Genomic DNA, 16,957 nt, shown 5'->3' with positions numbered 1-16,957 from the left:
AGAGCCAGAGCCAGAGCCAGAGCCAGAGCCAGAGCCAGAGCCAGAGCCAGAGCCGAGCGTCTCGACAAAAAATCCATCGCCGGTCGTCGAGGGCTCAATGCCCGACCCGAAGCCCCGGTCCCCCGATGCTGACGTGGGTGACCAAGCAGTTCAGGACGCCAGCTCAGACGACCCCAAGCCCTCGCGCTAAGCTGACTTTATTAACCTTAGTGCGGGTGTTTGGTGCTAGAATGGTCGAATATTGCACAGAGTCACAGTAAAAGAAGAGATCATTTTGTTAAGAAAGTTATTTTCATCCTCGCCCGCACCCCAGACTGCAGAAACCGATAAGCAGGAAAAAGCGGGTTCAGAAAGCAAGCCCGGCAATAAAGCGACCGGGCGCTCGCAGCATAAACCACGGCAAAAACGCCCTAAAAAGCCCCAGCCAGAATGGCGTATTGAGCAGTTTGCTGTACCCGAAGCAGAGGGCAAAACGCGCTTTCATGACCTGGGGCTGGATGTTCGCCTCATGCACGGTATTGCCGATGCCGGATTTCAGTACTGCTCCCCAATCCAAGCCGCTTCTCTGCCACACACGTTGCGCGGCAACGATGTTATCGGTAAGGCGCAAACCGGAACCGGTAAAACCGCGGCGTTTCTGATCACCATTTTTAACGATCTGCTCAACAACCCCGTGGAAGAAGAGCGTTTTGCCGGTGAGCCCCGCGCGCTGGTTATTGCCCCTACCCGCGAATTGGTTGTGCAAATTGGTGAAGATGCCCGCCAGCTGGGTGCCCATTGCGGTTTGAATGTGGTGACGTTGATCGGCGGCATGGATTACCAAAAGCAGCTTGAGCGGCTCAATAGTGACCTCGTCGATATCGTGGTCGCAACGCCGGGCCGGCTATTGGATTTCTCGGGTCGTCGCGATTTGTATCTGGATCAGGTGGAAGTGCTGGTTATTGATGAAGCCGACCGCATGCTGGATATGGGCTTTATCCCCCAGGTGAAGCGCATTGTGCGTCTGACCCCGAAAAAGACCCACCGACAAACCCTGCTGTTCAGCGCCACATTTACTGAGGATATTATTCGCCTCACTGAGCAGTGGACGGAAGATCCGGTAAAAATTGAAATAGAGCCGGAGTCGGTGGCGACAGATACCGTCGACCAAAAAGTGTATCTCGTTGAGTCACACGACAAGTTCAAATTGCTGCTGAATATTGTTAGGCAAGATGACGTGAACAGCGTCATTATCTTTGCAAATAGGCGTGATGAAACACGTCGCTTACACGAGCGACTGCGCAAAGCGGGGATTCGCTGCGGTATTCTTTCCGGTGAAATCCCTCAGAACAAGCGCTCCAGAACACTGCAACAATTCAAAGACGGTGAGATTAACTGCCTGGTGGCCACCGATGTTGCGGGGCGGGGTATTCACGTGAAGGGTATTAGCCACGTGGTGAATTACACCCTGCCTGAAGAGCCCGACGATTATGTGCACCGTATCGGTCGCACTGGTCGCGCAGGCGCGACGGGAACGTCGATCAGCTTTGCCTGTGAAGACGACGCCTTCCTGCTGCCCGATATCGAAGCAGAGCTTGCCATGAAACTGCCCTGTGAGCAGCCGCCAGCAGAGCTGCTGAAATAAGCGCGCTAGGCGCGCTTATTTCCCCCTTCCTTCAGCCTTTCCACCCACATCAGCGTGCCCCCGCATACCGCGGCGGGCATAATGATTAAGTTTACGATGGGGATCATTGTGCCCAGCATAACCAACGCGCCGAAGCTAAAGCTGGTGCCGCGTTGGCTGGCTACCCGACGACGGGCTTCTGAAAAGCTGAGCCGGTGGTTGTCCATTGGATAGTCGCAATATTCAATGGCCATCATCCAGGCATTCATTGCGAACCAAAGCAGCGGGGCCAGGGGCGAAATAATAAAACTGGCTATTAGGGTGAGGATGGCGAAGCCCGCATAGTAGAGAAGTTTGCGGCATTCACGACCGATACTGCGCGGAAAGCTCGCTAGCGCTTGGGCAATGGTTTCACGGCCTGCCACCTCTTCCCCGCAGAGGTGTTCTTCGAGCTTTTCAGCCAATAGCCCGTTAAAAGGGGCGGCAATAAGATTGGCGATGGTGCTGAAAAAATACATCACAATGGCCAGCAGAAGAATCACGGCGAGGGGCCACAGCAACCACTCCAAAAAGCCCAGCCAGTCGGGTAGCCAGCCAATTAACTGGCCGATCCACTGAGAGAAGCGGGACATGGTTAAATAGCTAAGTGCAGCGAAAATCGCGACGTTGATGAGCAGCGGCAGTAATACAAACAGGCGAATGCCGGGCAGGCGCAACAGCTGAAAACCGCGATGGAGATACTGTGGGCCGCTGAGTAATGCAGGGGGCATAGTGCAAATCCTTGCAATGAAAAAGGCTATGGTAAGCCCGATATCCGAGCTTGCAAAGCATTGCGCCGAGTCGGCACAGTTGCTTATTGCGCTGGGCGCAGACTCCCCGTTAAATGGCAGGGAAGAATAATCAACGGCTGTCAGGAGGAAATTATGAAAGTTTGGGTAATGGTGCTGCTGATGGCACTGCTTGGCGTGGCGCATGCGGCGCAGCCGATCAAGGTAAAAATGCTGGCCAGTTTGTCACCGGGCGATGAAATTGTGGTGAGTAGCACCGCGAATACCTACCGAAAAGGTGATGCGCTGAGTTTAGTCGATGTGATTCCCGGGCCGGAGGTGGTCCACGCGCGCGTTGTTGAGCGTATTGGGACCAGTAAACTCAAAGTGCGTGTTGTGGCGGAGGAAAGCTAATGCGTAAAACAATAGCGATCCTGACCTTGGCGGTTGCGTGCGGCGCGAATGTCCACGCCGATGAACTCAGTGATGCGGCCATGGCAATGTGTGAAAAAGCCCGCCAGTGCGCGCGTCAGAGCATGGCCGGTGTGGAGCTTAGTGCAGATATGCGCGCGTTGGTCGATCAGCAGTTGATGCAGATGTGCGATAGCATGAAAGAGCCATTTACAGACGCGGCGGCGCGCAGTCACCCTCTGCACGGGCCTGCCGTCGCCTGCTTGCGCTCTATGGCCAAGCAGAGTTGTGAGGCCTTAGATGGCGGCGAAGAAACGGCGGCTTGTAAACGCTATGAGGCGTTGCAGGCAGACTATTAGCCAGCATCACCCTGGGCGTGTTTGATTGTCCCGCAGGCAGCGCATATGCAGCGGCGCTCACCGGGTAGTGCTGCCGCACGTTGCAGTGCGCCTGGGTCAAGTGTTGCCGACATGCACCAGCATTGCTGGGGCGCTTCCCCCTTTGCGATGGCGCATTGATTTTCTCCCTCGCACAGAGGGCATGCCCCGGCGTTTGCGGTATCGGTAGTCATCCCGGGATAATACCTCAGTTCGCTGCGAAGAGGCATGAGGGTGAGGTTGAATAATGAGCGACGACGACAAGCTATTTGCTGAAGAAATGGCGGGGGTAAAACCCCTGCAGAAGCCAGCGCGGGTGGCGCTCAAAAAAGCGGCCGTCGATGCCCCGTCGTTTGCTGCCCGCCGTGAGGCGGCGCAAGCCAAGCCGGGCGTGAAGAATTTTTTGGCCGACAACGATGTGCCGCTGCTAGACCCCTATTATATGGTGGACTTCCGGCGCGAGGGTGTGCAGCACGGTGTCTATCGCAAGCTCAAGCAGGCACGCTATGAGGCGGAAGCACGCCTGGATTTACATAAAATGTCGGTAGCGCGTGCGCGCCAGCAGGTCTTTGAGTTCATTCGCGATGCGATGTCGATGGATTTGCGCAGTTTAATTATCGTGCATGGCCGGGGGAATCACAGCGGTGTCGCTCTGTTGAAGTCACACGTTGCCCATTGGTTGCCGCAAATCGACGATGTACAGGCTTTTTGTAGTGCACAGCCACAGCATGGCGGAGCAGGGGCGGTTTATGTGTTGCTGCGTAAAAGCGAGAGGAAAAAACAGGAAAACCGCGACCGGCTAACGCGCGGTCGCAGTGTTTGATGGCGTTGCGCGGCCGTTACAGGCTGGCGCCGTGCTTCTCCAGCGCCGCAATGTAGTCATCGCTGTTGCGGTGTTCTTTGGCATAGCTTAGTACGCTGCGCTGCGCGCTATCTACCGCGTTGATATTGCCGCCGGCTTCCAAAAACATACCGATGAATAATTCAAAGTCGTCCGCGCGCATGCTCTGGTAGGCTTTGAGTAGGCGGTGAAAGTCTGCATCCACGCCAGCTTTGGCTTCAACGTTGAGAAACTCGCGCACGCGGTCCTCAGTCCACACTTCATCTAATACTTTTTCTTTGTCTTTCTTCATTGTTTATCCCGTTGTGCCTTGCGGCGGTGTTAATCGCTAAGTTTTTTGTTCAAAAGTTGATTGACCATTCCCGGGTTCGCTTGCCCCTTGGAGGCCTTCATTATTTGCCCGACAAAGAAGCCGATAAGCTTTTTGCGCTTGCCGTCGTCGGCGGCGCGGTATTGCTCGACTTGAGCGGGGTTAGCGGCAATAACCTCATCTACCATTGCCTCTAGTGCGCCGGTATCAGACACCTGCTTCAAGCCCTTGGCTTCTATCACCTCGTCGGCACTCTGGCCGTCGCCGTTCCACAGCGCCTCGAATACTTGCTTGGCGATTTTGCCAGAGATGCTGTTGTCGCGTATGCGCACTATCAGGCCGCCGAGCTGCTCTGCGCTGACCGGGCTGTCTTTTAGTGCTTTGCCTTCGCGATTCAGGGCAGCGGACAGTTCACCTTTGACCCAGTTGGCGGCGAGTTTGGCGTCGCCTGCGACCTTGCTGCATGCTTCGAAGAAGTCGGCAATGCTTCGCTCGGCGGTTAGCAGGCTGGCGTCGTAGGTCGACAGACCGTACTCCGTTTCAAAACGCTGGCGTTTGGCGTCTGGCAGCTCCGGCATTTGTTTTTGCAGGCTATCGATCAAGGATTGCTCGATATGAACCGGCAGCAGGTCGGGGCAGGGGAAGTAGCGGTAGTCGTTGGCTTCTTCCTTGCTGCGCATGGAGCGGGTTTCGTTTTTGTCGCTGTCGTAGAGGCGGGTTTCCTGCACGACTTTGCCACCGTCCTCAATCAAGTCGATTTGGCGCTGCGCTTCTACTTTGATGGCGCGCTCGACAAAGCGGAAGGAGTTGATGTTCTTGATCTCTGCGCGGGTGCCATATTCTTCCTCGCCTTTTAGGCGCACTGAAACATTGGCGTCGCAGCGCATTGAGCCCTGCGACATATCGCCGTCGGAGATACCCAGATAAGTAACGATGGAGTGAATCTTGCGCAGGTAAGCAACCGCTTCCTCGGCGCTGCGTAGGTCGGGCTCAGAGACGATTTCTATCAGCGGTGTGCCGGCGCGGTTGAGATCGATGCCAGACATGCCGTGGAAGTCTTCGTGCAGAGATTTTCCTGCATCCTCTTCGAGGTGGGCGTGGTGAACACGGATATTGCGTGTGCTGCCACCTTCCAGGCGAATTTCCACCACCCCGTGGCCGACAATCGGCTTGTCCATCTGGCTGGTTTGATAGCCTTTGGGCAGGTCGGGATAAAAGTAGTTTTTGCGCTCAAATACCGAATCGCGGCAAATATCGGCATCGATGGCTAAACCGAACAAAATCGCGTCGTTAACGGCCTGTTCATTGAGAACGGGCAGGGTGCCGGGCAGGGCCAGATCGACCGCGCAGGCTTGGCTGTTGGGTGTCGCGCCAAAGGCAGTGCTGGCACCGGAAAAAATCTTTGATTTGGTGGTGAGCTGGACGTGAACCTCCAGCCCGATAACAACTTCCCATTGCATCTGGGCTTCTCCTTACGCGCAGTCTGGGGCGGTACGCAGGTGCCAGTCACTGCGCTGTTGATACTGGTGAGCGGCGGCCAGCAGGCGGCCCTCGTCGAAGTCTCGGCCGATCAGCTGCATGCCGGCAGGCAACTCGCCGGCAAAGCCCACGGGCATGGAGAGGGCAGGTAGCCCCGCCAGATTGACGGCAATGGTGTAGATGTCTTCCAGGTACATCGTCACGGGGTCGCTTACTTTTTCACCGATGCCAAAGGCCGGATTCGGTGTTGTCGGGCCGGCGATAATGTCTACCTGCTTAAAGGCGTCGGTGAAATCCTGCTTAATCAGGCGGCGAATCTGCTGTGCCTTGCGATAGTAGGCATCGTAAAAGCCCGCCGACAGGGCGTAGGTGCCCACCAATATGCGCCGTTTTACTTCCTCGCCAAAGCCCTCTTCGCGGCTGCGGGTGTAGAGGTCGTCGAGGTCGGCGGGGTTTTCGCAGCGGTAGCCATAGCGCACACCGTCAAAGCGTGACAAGTTTGTTGACGCTTCGGCCGGTGCAATGACGTAGTAGCACGGTACCGCCAGCTCGGTGTGGGGCAGGCTGATTTCAACCGTCTCCGCCCCCATTTTGCGGTACTCTTCCAGTGCGGCATGCACCGCGTCGCCAATTGCGGGGTCTAGACCAGCGCTGAAATACTCTTTGGGCAGGCCGATCTTCAGGCCGCGCAAATCCTGATCCAAGGCGCCGGCGTAGTCGTCCACGCGAACATCCATGCTGGTGCTGTCGCGCTCGTCGAAGCCCGCCATACTTTGCAGTAGCAGGGCGCAATCCTCGGCGCTGCGCGCCATCGGGCCCGCTTGGTCAAGACTGGAGGCGAAGGCGATCATGCCGTAACGCGACACTCGTCCGTAGGTGGGTTTTAGGCCAGTAAGGCCGCACAGCGCCGCTGGCTGGCGGATGGAACCGCCGGTGTCGGTGCCCGTGGCCGCAGGAGCAAGGCCCGCCGCAATGGCCGCCGCACTGCCGCCCGAGGAGCCGCCGGGGACGCGATCGGTATTCCAGGGGTTGCGCACAGTGCCGTAATAGCTGGTTTCGTTTGACGAGCCCATGGCGAACTCATCCAGGTTTGTTTTGCCGAGCATAACGGCACCGGCGCTGGCCATGTTGTTTACCACGGTGGCGCTGTAGGGCGCGATGAAATTGTCGAGCATTTTCGACGCGCAGCTGGTGCGCACGCCCTCGGTGCAGAATATGTCTTTGTGGGCGATGGGCAATCCACACAAGGCTCCGGCGTTGCCGCGTTGCCTGGCGTTGTCGGCAGCGCGCGCCTGTTCGAGGGCCTGTTCGCGGGTGACGGTAATAAAGCTGTTGATTTGGCCGTCGCGGTCGGCAATGGCGTCGAGGTATTGTTGGGTGATTTCTTCGCTGGAAAAGTCGCCGGCGGCGAGGCCTCGAAGAAGATCGGCAACGGTATGACTGGGCATGGTGTCGAGTACTCTTAAATTAGGGGCTGCGGCTAGGGGCTAGTCAATAACCTTGGGAACAAGGTAGAGGCCGTCTTCGGTGGCGGGAGCGATGCGCTGAAAGTCATCCCGTTGGTCAACTTCGGTGACCACGTCTGCGCGCAGGCGCTGTGTTGCATCGTGGGGGTTGGCCATCGGATCTACGGCGTCAGTGTCGACGGCCTGCATGGTGTCGATCATGCCGAGAATGTCGCTGATTCGCTGGCGCAGCTCTTCGCTGCTTTCTTCGCTAATGCGAATTCGAGCCAGCCTTGCCAGTTTGGCGATATCGCCCTGTTCTAAACTCATGGTTCACCCTGTTGGCTTCGTGGCGCGTGTTGCGCTGATAACGCGCGCTTCGCAAGCCGAGAGCGGATGCGGAGCGCGGTTGGGAAAAGCCCGTAAACTTATCATACTTGCGCCTTGCCCTGAATCCCCGGCGTTGATAGAGTGGCAAAGTTTTTAATCTAGGGGTCAGTGCTGCCTTTTGCGCCGCGTTTTCGGCCCTGCCAGCCCGATTCTCGGTCTTCGCAGAATCGTATAAGGTGATAATCGCAAATGTTAAAACGTATCCGCGGGATGTTTTCCAATGATCTGTCGATCGATTTGGGAACGGCCAATACTCTCATCTATGTTCGCGGCCAGGGCATCGTGCTTGACGAGCCTTCAGTTGTGGCGATCCGTGTGCACAATGGCCAGAAAACGGTCGAGGCTGTCGGGATTGAAGCCAAGCGCATGCTGGGTAGAACACCGGGGAACATCACCGCTATTCGCCCTCTGAAAGACGGTGTTATCGCCGACTTTCAGGTGACGGAAAAGATGCTGCAGCACTTTATTAAACTGGTCCATCAAAACAGCTTTATTCGCCCCAGCCCCCGCGTATTGGTAAGTATTCCCTGTAAGAGTACGCAGGTAGAGCGCCGGGCGATTCGCGAATCGGTACTCAGTGCGGGTGCCCGCGAGGTGCGGTTGATTGAGGAGCCAATGGCCGCCGCGATTGGTGCCGGTTTGCGAGTTGAAGAAGCGTCAGGCTCGATGGTGGTTGATATTGGTGGTGGTACCACTGAAATTGCGATTATCTCTCTGAATGGCGTTGTGTATTCCGACTCGGTGCGTGTTGGTGGTGACCGCTTCGACGAAGCCATTGTCACGCATGTGCGACGCACCTACGGTAGCCTGATCGGCGAAGCGACCGCCGAGCGCATTAAGCAAGAAATTGGTTGTGCCTACCCCGGCAGCGAACTGCGGGAAATTGACGTGCGCGGCCGCAACCTGGCCGAGGGGATTCCCCGTCGCTTCACCCTGAATAGCGATGAAATTCTCGAAGCGTTGCAAGAGCCTCTTCAGGTAATTACCCAGGGCGTGAAGCGCGCTTTGGAGCAATCTCCGCCAGAACTGGCTGCCGATATCGCGGAAACCGGCATCGTACTGACGGGCGGTGGCGCCTTGCTGACGGGTATCGATCAGCTTATTGCCGATGAAAGTGCGTTGCCGGTAATTATCGCTGAGGACCCATTGTCGTGTGTTGCGCGTGGCGGTGGTAAGGCACTGGAAATGGTTGATCGTCACCACCTGGATATATTGTCTGCTGAATAAGCATGCTCTTGTGGCGTTGCGCCACAGGCGTGCTCGTGTAACCGTGCGTTCAGCAGAGGGAGGACGCGGCAATTAAACCGGTATTCTCCAAGCCGCCCTCATCGGGCGGTCGACTTGTCTTTTTGGGCGGCCTCGCGCTTGCCCTGATCCTTCTGGGTGCCCGCCTGGAGTCTATGGCCCCCCTTCGCACCCAGCTTTCTGTTGTTGCCGCGCCGTTTTACTGGCTGGCCGATGTGCCCTCTCGCTTGAGTGCTCAGTTTAGCGGCGTGTTTAGTAGCCGCAGCGACCTGCTTGAAGAAAACCGTGCCCTGCGTGCCGAATCGCTGATTCTTAACGCCAAACTGCAGAAATATATCGAGCTCAGTACGGAAAACGTGCGCTTGCGTGAGCTGATGAACTCGGCGGAGCGCGTCAAAGATACGGTGGTCGTTGCCGAAGTTGTCGGTGTGGCCTCTGACCCTAATCGGCATATGCTGGTGGTGGATAAGGGCAGCCGCGACAATGCCTTTGTCGGTCAGCCGGTGATCGATGCCAAGGGCCTGCTGGGGCAGATTGTCGACGTGGGCGTCTACCACAGTCGGGTGTTGCTGATTACCGACAGTGCCCACGCTATTCCCGTGCGAATCAGCCGCAATGGTCTGCGCGCGGTGGCCGAGGGTAGTGGTCGTATCGACGAGCTAAGTGTTGCCCATGTTGCCGCGACAACAGATATCCAGGTGGGGGACTTGCTGGTGAGCTCGGGCCTCGGTGACCGCTTCCCCTCAGGCTACCCTGTGGGCGAAGTCACCAGAGTTGCCATCGACCCGGGTAAACCCTTTGCTGAAATTAATGCACGCCCCTTGGCAGAGCTCGACCGCAGTCGCAATGTGTTGCTGGTATTTAGCGACAAAATTGCGGTGGAGTAAGCCATGGACTCTCACGCTCAGGGGCTGATTTTTGTCGCGGTGAGTTTGCTGGTGGCACTGGTACTTACCATTGCGCCGCTCTCGGCTGGCCTGGCTTGGCTGCGGCCGGACTGGTTGATGCTGGTGTTGATATACTGGCTGCTCGCAATGCCCGAAAACGTTGGAATTGCCCTGTGCTGGTTGGGCGGCATAATCCAGGATATTCTGCTTGGCACGGTGTTGGGGCAGAATGCGTTTTCGCTGGCCGTCGTCGCCTATATTATTCAAATATCCTACCAACAGCTGCGGATGTTCAGTTTGCGAAAGCAGGCGGCGCTGATTGCCCTGCTGGAGTTGTTCCGCATTCTTGTCGATCAGTGGGCGCAAAATTTAAACGGCGTTTCTCAGACGCATTGGTTGGTTTTTCTGCCGGTATTCTCCACCGCCTTACTTTGGTTTTTCCTGCGCCCGATGATGTCGTGGTTGCAGCGTGTGTTTGTGGCCTACTGATATGACCTTGATCCTTGCTTCTGCGTCACCGCGGCGCGCTGACCTGCTGGGGCAGTTGGGGTTGTCGGCAAAGATTTGCCCTGCCGACATCGATGAGAGCGTTCGCCTCGGAGAGCTCCCCGATGACTACGTGCTGCGAATGGCGCAAGAAAAGGCCGATGTGATTGCGCAGCGCTACCCCGCGGCAGTGGTATTGGCTGCCGATACTGCCATTGACCTCGACGGACGTATTCTCGGCAAACCTGGCAACCGCGCGGAGGCCGCAAAGATGTTGCGCGCCTTAAGTGATCGCGGTCACCGAGTGCTCAGCGCAATAGCGGTGTCGCAAGGTGGTGTGCAGCACGCTGAGTTAGTGGCAACAGAGGTATTTTTTGGCCCCTTGAGCAATCGCGATATCAATGATTATCTCGCCAGCGGAGAGGCCGATGACAAAGCGGGCAGCTATGCTATACAGGGGCGTGCCGCACAGTTTGTTCAGCGTATCAATGGCAGTTACAGTGGGGTGGTAGGGCTACCGCTATACGAGACCCGTAAAGCGCTGCGCGAGGTGGGTATAGAACCCCCGACAGCATTGGCAGAGTGAAACCATGAGCGAAGAAATACTGATTAACGTAACGCCGGTTGAAACGCGGGTTGCGGTCGTTGAAAACGGGGTGTTGCAGGAAGTCTATATCGAACGTACCCGCTCTAAAGGCATTGTTGGAAATATCTACCAAGGCAAGGTCGTAAGAGTGCTGCCCGGCATGCAGGCGGCGTTTGTTGAAGTGGGCCTGGAGCGAACCAGTTTTATTCACGCCTCAGATATTGTCGCCCTTGAGCAAGAGGGCGGTGAGCACGCGGATATTCGCAGCAAAATCCGCGAGGGTCAGCAGCTCACCGTTCAAGTCACCAAGGATCCTATGGGAACCAAAGGGGCGCGTTTGAGTACCCGCTTGTCGGTGTCGTCGCGGTACTTGGTTTATATGCCAGGGGCGTCCCACCTCGGTGTGTCTCACCGCATTGACGATGAAGACGAGCGGCAGCGCCTGCGAGATTTGATGGAGAGCATCCTGCGGGACGGCGATGACGATGAGCCTTTAGTACTGACGGATGGCTACATTCTGCGCACCGCTGCCGAAGGGGCGGGCGAGGATGAACTGCGCGCGGATGTCGCGTTTTTGCGGCGGCTATGGCTGGCGGTAGAGCGTCGTATGAAGCGTGATACGGCACCCTCAGTAATCTATGAAGACCTGCCGCTGTTTATGCGGACAATGCGTGATTTGGTGCATCCCGGGTTGGAAAAAATCCGCATCGATTCCCGGGAGAGTTTCCAGCGTGTCGATGAGTTTGCCAAAGACTATCTGCCAGAGATTCGCTCTAAGCTGGAGTACTACCCCGGTGAACGCCCGATTTTCGACCTGTACAGCGTTGAAGACGAGATTCAGCGCGCCCTTGGCCGCAAGGTTGAATTGAAGTCCGGGGGTTACCTGATTATCGACCAGACCGAGGCGATGACCACCATCGACATTAATACCGGGGCATTTGTCGGTCATCGCAACCTGGAAGAAACCATATTTAAAACGAACCTCGAAGCGGCGGCAGCGCTGGCTCGCCAGCTTCGCCTGCGCAATTTGGGCGGCATTATTATTATCGACTTTATCGATATGAAAGATGCTGAGCACCGTCGGCAGGTATTGCGCGCGCTAGAACGGGCGATGGAGAAGGATTACGCGAAGACCAGTATTACCGGGGTCTCTGAGCTGGGCCTGGTTGAGATGACGCGCAAGCGTACTCGCGAGAGCCTGGAACACGTGCTGTGTGAAACCTGCCACTACTGCCACGGCCGCGGCTCATTGAAGTCGCCGGAGACGGTGTGTTACGAGGTGTTCCGAGAAATACTGCGCGAAGCCCGAGCCTACGAAAGTAACAGCCTATTAGTACTGGCCTCGCAGGAGGTGGTCGACCGCCTGTTAGATGAGGAGTCGGCCAGCGTTGCCGATTTAGAAGAATTTATTGGTGCCAGTATTCGCTTTCAGGTTGAGGCGATGTACACCCAGGAACAGTTCGATGTCGTTCTGCTGTAAATTCGCTGTTTTAGCGCGAGTGGCTTGATCGCGATGCTACAGGGATTGTTGCGACGAGCCTACGCTCTGGTCTGGAGCTTAGCACTGCTGCTACTCGTGCTACTGGCGCTCTACGCCAGTTTGGGGCGTCAGTACATCGGCTTGGTGTCGCGTTACCAAGCGGAAATTTTTAACGAACTTGAGGCGGCGCTTGGCATTGAACTTCAGGCGGAGGCGCTGACGGGGAGTTGGTCGGGGCTGTCGCCGGTGTTGCGCGTGGAAAGCCTGGATATTGGCGGCGGTGCCATCAAGCTGGACCGCGCCAAGGTGGTGCTCGATCCAATTGGCAGTTTGCTCGGTGTTGGTCCACGCCTAAAGCAACTGCGTGTGGGTCATATTGAACTCGACTTACTTCAAGATGAGGCCGGGCGCTGGTCGATCCCCGGCATGTCCGGTGGCGGTGGCGGGACAAATTTAGACACGCTACTCGATGTTGTACTCGCGGTGCGCCGGGCGAGCATGCAAAGCCTGGATGTTAGCTTAATGTTTGCTGATGGCAGCAAAACCTCGGTGCGCAGTCGCGACTTCAGTTGGTCGAGCGATGGGCATTTTCGGCGTAGCTATGCCAGCCTGAGTGCGGATCAAACCGGCGAGATCCGCCTAATTGCCGAAGCCTATGGTGACCCGCGCGATCGCGATTTCCGGGCGTCGGCATTTGTATCGCTTGACGACAGTCGCTTCTCAGCCCTCGCCCCCCTGTTTCGCAATCAGCAGATTATTCACAACCCGGTGGACGGCCGTCTTTGGCTGACTTGGCAAGCGGGGCGCCGCATGGTGGCAAAGGGGGCGATTCGGGCAGATACCCTGGCGGCGGGTGCTCTGTGGGGGTCGACAGAACAATTTCACGATGTCTCAATGGAGTTTGTCGGCCATCACCGCGGTGACTTCTGGCAGATAGGCTTTAGCGATTTCTCGGCCAAGTGGCGCGACCAGCAGTTGGATTTGGCGGGCCTGTCGCTCACCCATCAGGGCGCCGTGTCGTGGACATTTTCTCTGCCCGCGCTGGATTTGGCTGCAAGTACGGCGCTGCTGAGCGACAGCGGTGTGCTGAAGCGTGACCTGCAGGACACCCTCGATACCTTGCAACCATCGGGGCGGCTTAACAACCTCCATTTGAATATTAAGCGCGGCGAAGCATCCAGCTTCTCGCTGCGAAGTGAGCTTTCCAATGTCGCGCTAGCGCCCTGGCAAGGGGCGCCGGGTGCAGAGGGGGTAAATGGCTACCTGGAGCTCGATGAAAATACCGGAACCGCGGTGATCGATACCGACACGCTTAGCCTGGCGTTTCCCAATTTATACCCCCAGGCCTTCACGCTCGACAATATGAGCGGCGAGGTACATTGGCAGTTGAACAATGATCGGCTGGTACTGCGAAGCTCGCCGCTGCAGGCGCGAGACGGAGACGCACCGCTAACAGCCCTGCTGCGTTTAGATCTGCCACTGTCAGAAGAGGCCCCAGAGCCACCGCTAATGACCCTGGCAATAGCGGCGCAGCAATTACCGCTGGCGTCGGCGAAGGCCTATGTTCCCGAGGTGCTGGATGCCGGCTTGCGGAGCTGGTTGGATCAAAGTATTCGCGCGGGCCGCGCAGCCACGGCTGAATTTATATACCGGGGGTCGCTACGCAGTGGCGACCACGATGGGCGCACGGTGCAGTTGAAGCTTGATACGCGGGCGTTGGCGTTGGTCTTTCACGATGAGTGGCCCGAGGTTGCCTCTGAGCAGGCGCAGGTCTACCTCGATGACGGGCAGGTGTGGGCCACGGCGTATGCGGGAAATTTCGTGGGCATGCAGCTGCCACGGGTTGATGTGCGCCTGGATGATCATGATGGCCCGGTACTAACAGTGAATACCGCAGCTAGTGTGCAAGCGACGGCTGTTCAGGACCTGTTTAAGCGCAGCCCCCTCGGGGCAATGACGGGGGGAGTGTTAAATGACTGGCGCATGGAAGGTGTGGTGGATAGCAGCTTCGCGCTGACAATGCCGTTAGTCGGTGAGCCGCATGCAGAGGTGGCGGTGCACGCGGATTTAGCACTGTCAGAGCTTACCTTGCCGGATGTTAATTTGTCCTTGAATAACGTCCGTGGCCCCCTTCAGTATCGCAGTGATAGCGGTTTGAATAGTTCCGGCTTGCGGGCGTCGGTGTTGGGGGAGTCGATTCAAGGACGCATAGAGCAGCGCGATGACGTCGTCCATGTGAAGGCGTCCGGGAAAATGGACATGGCTGCCGTTCGCGCATGGTTACAGCAGCCTGCGCTCGGTTTTTTGCAGGGGCGCACAGATGTGAATGTGCATGTGCAAGCGGGTGGCAAGCGCCCTGGGATTGAAATCGAGTCGGCGATGCGCGGAGTGGAAGTGCGATTGCCACAGCCGCTATACAAGGCCGCCGATGAGCCTCGGACATTGAAGATTTATCAGTCCTTTGCCGGTTCAGGGGCACCGCTCAGCGTCGAGCTTTCTGAGTTGTTTCGTTTGCAGTACCGCCAGCGTGATGGCGCTATTTCCGTGACACTGGGCGATGGCAACCGAGCGCCGTTGCGCGAGGGCGCGTTGAGTATTGGTGGGGGGCTGGCGTTTGCTGCCATGGATCAGTGGCAGCTGGCCCTCGACAATTATTTAGAATGGCAGTCTCTGCAACCTGTTGCCACGACGGGAGGGGGAATCCCGGTGTTTGTCGATCGCTTGAAGGTCGATGAACTGGAAGTCCTTGGGCGAATCCTCCATTCCGCAAATATCAGTGCCCGGTCTGAAGGCGGGGATTGGACGCTGCGTGTCGACAGTGACGAGGTAGCAGGGAATATTGCCCTGCCATCGCAGCTGGGTGACCCCTATGTGTTGATGCTGGAGCGTCTCGCACTGCCAAGCCTTGCCAGCAGTGGCTCCGCTGCCGAACATCTGGGCGATATTGATCCGAGGTCGTTTCCGGCCTTGGATGTCGATATTGAATCACTCAGTATTGGCGAGAAAAACTATGGCCGTGTCGGTTTTGACCTTCGCACAGACCTGTTTGGCGCGCATTTCTTAGCCCTGCGTGGGCAAGTGTTGGGCATCGACCTGGGCGACGCCAGCAGGCAAAACGCCTTGCATTGGTGGTATCAGGAAAATGGTCGCCGAGGCTCTCAGCTCAAGGGTAAATTTGCGGTTCGCGACATGGGGAAAGTGCTCAGCTCGCTCGGTTATGAGCGCTCACTAGAGACGCGCTCCGGCGGCTTTGATATCAATGTGAGCTGGCCAGGCTCACCAGACCAATGGGCGATGAGCGCGAGTCAGGGAAGAGTGAAATTCGCCTTAAAGAATGGTCGGTTTTTAAAGACCTCAGATGCGGCCAGTGGCGCATTGCGCGTGTTGGGTATTTTTAATATGACCAATATTGTGCGCCGCTTGAAATTTGATTTTCGAGATGTCTTCCGCAAAGGCGTACATTTTGACGACATGCGCGGTGAACTGGGCTTTGGTCAGCAGCGATTGGTGCTAACCCAGCCACTGGAAGTTAGCGGGCCGTCGAGCCGTTTTCAGATGAGCGGTAATATCGACCTCGTGTCGGAGGCCTTAGATATGCGACTGGTCGCCACCTTGCCTGTTGGCAGTAACCTGCCCTGGGTCGCGGCGCTGGTTGGCGGCTTGCCGGCGGCTGCGGGAGCGTATGTGGTAACCAAAGTGTTCGAAGAGCAAGTCGATAGCTTCTCCAGTGCGGTGTATGACATTCGGGGCACTGTTCAACAGCCTGAACTCTCCTTCAAAAAGATTTTTGACGTCTCACCCACTGAGTTGAAGGGGCAAGAAATGCCATCGCAGGTTGCGCCATGAGTCTTCGTGCCTCAGCGGTGCAAATGGTGTCCGGCGCAGCGGTGAGCGTCAACCTGAATGACGCGTTGGAGCATCTGGAGAAGGCCTCTCGTCAGGGAGTGCAGCTGGCGGTGCTGCCAGAAAATTTTGCCTGTTTTGACAGTGGTTCAGCGCTGGCCGAATTGGCTTGCCGGGAGCAGCACGCAGAGATACGGGGGCGGCTGGCCGAGCAGGCTAAACGTTTGGGGATGTGGATTGTCGCGGGAACGCTGCCACTGCCTGCGGCGGATGGTCGTTGTTATGCCAGCTCGCTGGTCTTCAATGACAGTGGTGAGTGTGTCGCCGATTATCGCAAGTTACATTTGTTTGATGCCGACGTTGGCGATGCACAGCAACGCTACCGGGAGTCGGAACGCTACGCTCCCGGTGAGCGACCCTGCGTTATTGATACCCCCTGGGGGCGGCTTGGCGTAGCGGTCTGTTACGACCTGCGCTTTCCCGAGTTGTTTCGCCTGATGCTCGATGACGGGATGGAATTGTTGGCGCTACCGGCGGCGTTTACGCGGCGCACGGGGCTGGCGCATTGGTTGCCACTGCTGCGGGCGCGTGCAATTGAAAATCAGGTAGCGGTTATTGCAGCAAATCAGGGCGGTATTCACAGCGCGCGCCGAGAGACATCCGGAGGTTCCTGCGTGATTGACAGCTGGGGGCGCGTACTCGCCGAACTCGGCTTTGGCGCCGGTATTGCGACAGCTGACATCGACATGGCGGCGCAGCGAGCGCTGCGTCAAGAAATGCCAGTGTCGCAACACCGGCGATTCTAGT

The 16,957-nt window shown here is 57.1% G+C and carries 16 protein-coding genes and 1 pseudogene; 12 read left to right on the top strand and 5 right to left on the bottom strand.

Going from position 1 to position 16,957, the window contains the following annotated elements:
• Both ABNS66_RS11485 and rhlB read left to right on the top strand, forming a co-directional pair.
• Positions 1 to 190: pseudogene (locus ABNS66_RS11485) on the top strand (TonB system transport protein TonB); the annotation flags it as partial.
• A gap of 246 nt (positions 191 to 436) precedes the next feature.
• Entirely contained in the window at positions 437 to 1,624 is a 1,188-nt protein-coding gene (gene rhlB, locus ABNS66_RS11480; RefSeq protein ID WP_286693908.1) for an ATP-dependent RNA helicase RhlB, read from the top strand.
• A gap of 5 nt (positions 1,625 to 1,629) precedes the next feature.
• On the opposite strand, the gene cysZ is transcribed toward rhlB, so the two are convergent.
• Positions 1,630 to 2,373 carry a sulfate transporter CysZ gene (gene cysZ / locus ABNS66_RS11475; RefSeq protein WP_204997259.1) on the bottom strand — a complete coding sequence of 248 codons (744 nt, stop codon included), beginning with the start codon at positions 2,371 to 2,373 and terminating at the stop codon, positions 1,630 to 1,632.
• A gap of 153 nt (positions 2,374 to 2,526) precedes the next feature.
• Between cysZ and ABNS66_RS11470 the strand changes: the two genes are divergently transcribed.
• From ABNS66_RS11470 to smrA, 3 genes are all read left to right on the top strand, one after another.
• A complete protein-coding gene (locus ABNS66_RS11470) occupies positions 2,527 to 2,784 on the top strand; it encodes a hypothetical protein (RefSeq protein WP_204997260.1) in 258 nt (85 codons plus the stop codon).
• Complete coding sequence (locus ABNS66_RS11465) at positions 2,784 to 3,140, top strand: hypothetical protein (protein WP_286839111.1); 357 nt, start codon at positions 2,784 to 2,786, stop codon at positions 3,138 to 3,140. The genes ABNS66_RS11470 and ABNS66_RS11465 overlap by 1 nt, the downstream gene beginning before the upstream one ends.
• Before the next feature lie 265 nt (positions 3,141 to 3,405).
• Complete coding sequence (smrA, locus tag ABNS66_RS11460; RefSeq protein ID WP_204997263.1) at positions 3,406 to 3,981, top strand: DNA endonuclease SmrA; 576 nt, start codon at positions 3,406 to 3,408, stop codon at positions 3,979 to 3,981.
• A 16-nt stretch (positions 3,982 to 3,997) separates the two neighbouring features.
• Here the strand turns inward: smrA and ABNS66_RS11455 are convergent, their stop codons facing one another.
• From ABNS66_RS11455 to gatC, 4 genes are read right to left on the bottom strand one after another with little or no spacing between them, the layout of a single operon-like run.
• Positions 3,998 to 4,291: a PA4642 family protein gene (locus ABNS66_RS11455; protein WP_204997264.1), complete on the bottom strand. Its 294-nt coding sequence runs from the start codon at positions 4,289 to 4,291 to the stop codon at positions 3,998 to 4,000.
• Positions 4,292 to 4,320: 29 nt separating this feature from the next.
• The gene (gatB, locus tag ABNS66_RS11450; RefSeq protein ID WP_286839106.1) at positions 4,321 to 5,769 is read right to left on the bottom strand and encodes an Asp-tRNA(Asn)/Glu-tRNA(Gln) amidotransferase subunit GatB; all 1,449 of its coding nucleotides are present in this window, start codon (positions 5,767 to 5,769) and stop codon (positions 4,321 to 4,323) included.
• Positions 5,770 to 5,781: 12 nt separating this feature from the next.
• Positions 5,782 to 7,236, bottom strand: coding sequence for an Asp-tRNA(Asn)/Glu-tRNA(Gln) amidotransferase subunit GatA (gatA, locus tag ABNS66_RS11445; protein ID WP_204997266.1), 1,455 nt, complete (start codon positions 7,234 to 7,236; stop codon positions 5,782 to 5,784).
• Between the two features lie 39 nt (positions 7,237 to 7,275).
• The gene (gene gatC, locus ABNS66_RS11440) at positions 7,276 to 7,563 is read right to left on the bottom strand and encodes an Asp-tRNA(Asn)/Glu-tRNA(Gln) amidotransferase subunit GatC (protein ID WP_286693841.1); all 288 of its coding nucleotides are present in this window, start codon (positions 7,561 to 7,563) and stop codon (positions 7,276 to 7,278) included.
• Positions 7,564 to 7,812: 249 nt separating this feature from the next.
• On the opposite strand from gatC, the gene ABNS66_RS11435 reads away from it, so the two are divergent.
• From ABNS66_RS11435 to ABNS66_RS11405, 7 genes are all read left to right on the top strand, one after another.
• Entirely contained in the window at positions 7,813 to 8,850 is a 1,038-nt protein-coding gene (locus tag ABNS66_RS11435) for a rod shape-determining protein (protein ID WP_027874581.1), read from the top strand.
• A 71-nt stretch (positions 8,851 to 8,921) separates the two neighbouring features.
• Positions 8,922 to 9,755 (top strand): rod shape-determining protein MreC, encoded by an 834-nt coding sequence (mreC, locus tag ABNS66_RS11430; protein ID WP_204997318.1) that lies wholly within the window; start codon positions 8,922 to 8,924, stop codon positions 9,753 to 9,755.
• Between the two features lie 3 nt (positions 9,756 to 9,758).
• Entirely contained in the window at positions 9,759 to 10,244 is a 486-nt protein-coding gene (mreD, locus tag ABNS66_RS11425) for a rod shape-determining protein MreD (protein ID WP_204997268.1), read from the top strand.
• Position 10,245: 1 nt separating this feature from the next.
• Positions 10,246 to 10,827 (top strand): Maf family protein, encoded by a 582-nt coding sequence (locus ABNS66_RS11420; protein ID WP_286839103.1) that lies wholly within the window; start codon positions 10,246 to 10,248, stop codon positions 10,825 to 10,827.
• 4 nt (positions 10,828 to 10,831) lie between these two features.
• Positions 10,832 to 12,307, top strand: a complete 1,476-nt coding sequence (gene rng, locus ABNS66_RS11415; RefSeq protein ID WP_286839102.1) for a ribonuclease G — start codon at positions 10,832 to 10,834, stop codon at positions 12,305 to 12,307.
• 33 nt (positions 12,308 to 12,340) lie between these two features.
• Positions 12,341 to 16,153 carry a YhdP family protein gene (locus ABNS66_RS11410; RefSeq protein WP_286839100.1) on the top strand — a complete coding sequence of 1,271 codons (3,813 nt, stop codon included), beginning with the start codon at positions 12,341 to 12,343 and terminating at the stop codon, positions 16,151 to 16,153.
• Entirely contained in the window at positions 16,150 to 16,956 is an 807-nt protein-coding gene (locus tag ABNS66_RS11405) for a carbon-nitrogen hydrolase family protein (protein ID WP_286839097.1), read from the top strand. The genes ABNS66_RS11410 and ABNS66_RS11405 overlap by 4 nt, the downstream gene beginning before the upstream one ends.
• Position 16,957: the final 1 nt, after the last annotated feature.

This window comes from uncultured Spongiibacter sp., from assembly GCF_964011655.1.
GTDB lineage: Bacteria > Pseudomonadota > Gammaproteobacteria > Pseudomonadales > Spongiibacteraceae > Spongiibacter > Spongiibacter marinus.
The sequence above is the reverse complement of the archived record's forward strand: the minus strand, read 5'-3'. Positions and strand labels throughout refer to the sequence as shown.

Coding starts and splice junctions, on each gene's coding strand:
- rng (WP_286839102.1), top strand. CDS start 10,832: ATGAGCGAAGAAATACTGATTAACGTAACGCCGGTTGAAACGCGGGTT.
- gatC (WP_286693841.1), bottom strand. CDS start 7,563: ATGAGTTTAGAACAGGGCGATATCGCCAAACTGGCAAGGCTGGCTCGA.
- smrA (WP_204997263.1), top strand. CDS start 3,406: ATGAGCGACGACGACAAGCTATTTGCTGAAGAAATGGCGGGGGTAAAA.
- gatA (WP_204997266.1), bottom strand. CDS start 7,236: ATGCCCAGTCATACCGTTGCCGATCTTCTTCGAGGCCTCGCCGCCGGC.
- ABNS66_RS11410 (WP_286839100.1), top strand. CDS start 12,341: ATGCTACAGGGATTGTTGCGACGAGCCTACGCTCTGGTCTGGAGCTTA.
- cysZ (WP_204997259.1), bottom strand. CDS start 2,373: ATGCCCCCTGCATTACTCAGCGGCCCACAGTATCTCCATCGCGGTTTT.
- ABNS66_RS11435 (WP_027874581.1), top strand. CDS start 7,813: ATGTTAAAACGTATCCGCGGGATGTTTTCCAATGATCTGTCGATCGAT.
- ABNS66_RS11420 (WP_286839103.1), top strand. CDS start 10,246: ATGACCTTGATCCTTGCTTCTGCGTCACCGCGGCGCGCTGACCTGCTG.
- mreD (WP_204997268.1), top strand. CDS start 9,759: ATGGACTCTCACGCTCAGGGGCTGATTTTTGTCGCGGTGAGTTTGCTG.
- ABNS66_RS11455 (WP_204997264.1), bottom strand. CDS start 4,291: ATGAAGAAAGACAAAGAAAAAGTATTAGATGAAGTGTGGACTGAGGAC.
- ABNS66_RS11405 (WP_286839097.1), top strand. CDS start 16,150: ATGAGTCTTCGTGCCTCAGCGGTGCAAATGGTGTCCGGCGCAGCGGTG.
- ABNS66_RS11470 (WP_204997260.1), top strand. CDS start 2,527: ATGAAAGTTTGGGTAATGGTGCTGCTGATGGCACTGCTTGGCGTGGCG.
- ABNS66_RS11465 (WP_286839111.1), top strand. CDS start 2,784: ATGCGTAAAACAATAGCGATCCTGACCTTGGCGGTTGCGTGCGGCGCG.
- gatB (WP_286839106.1), bottom strand. CDS start 5,769: ATGCAATGGGAAGTTGTTATCGGGCTGGAGGTTCACGTCCAGCTCACC.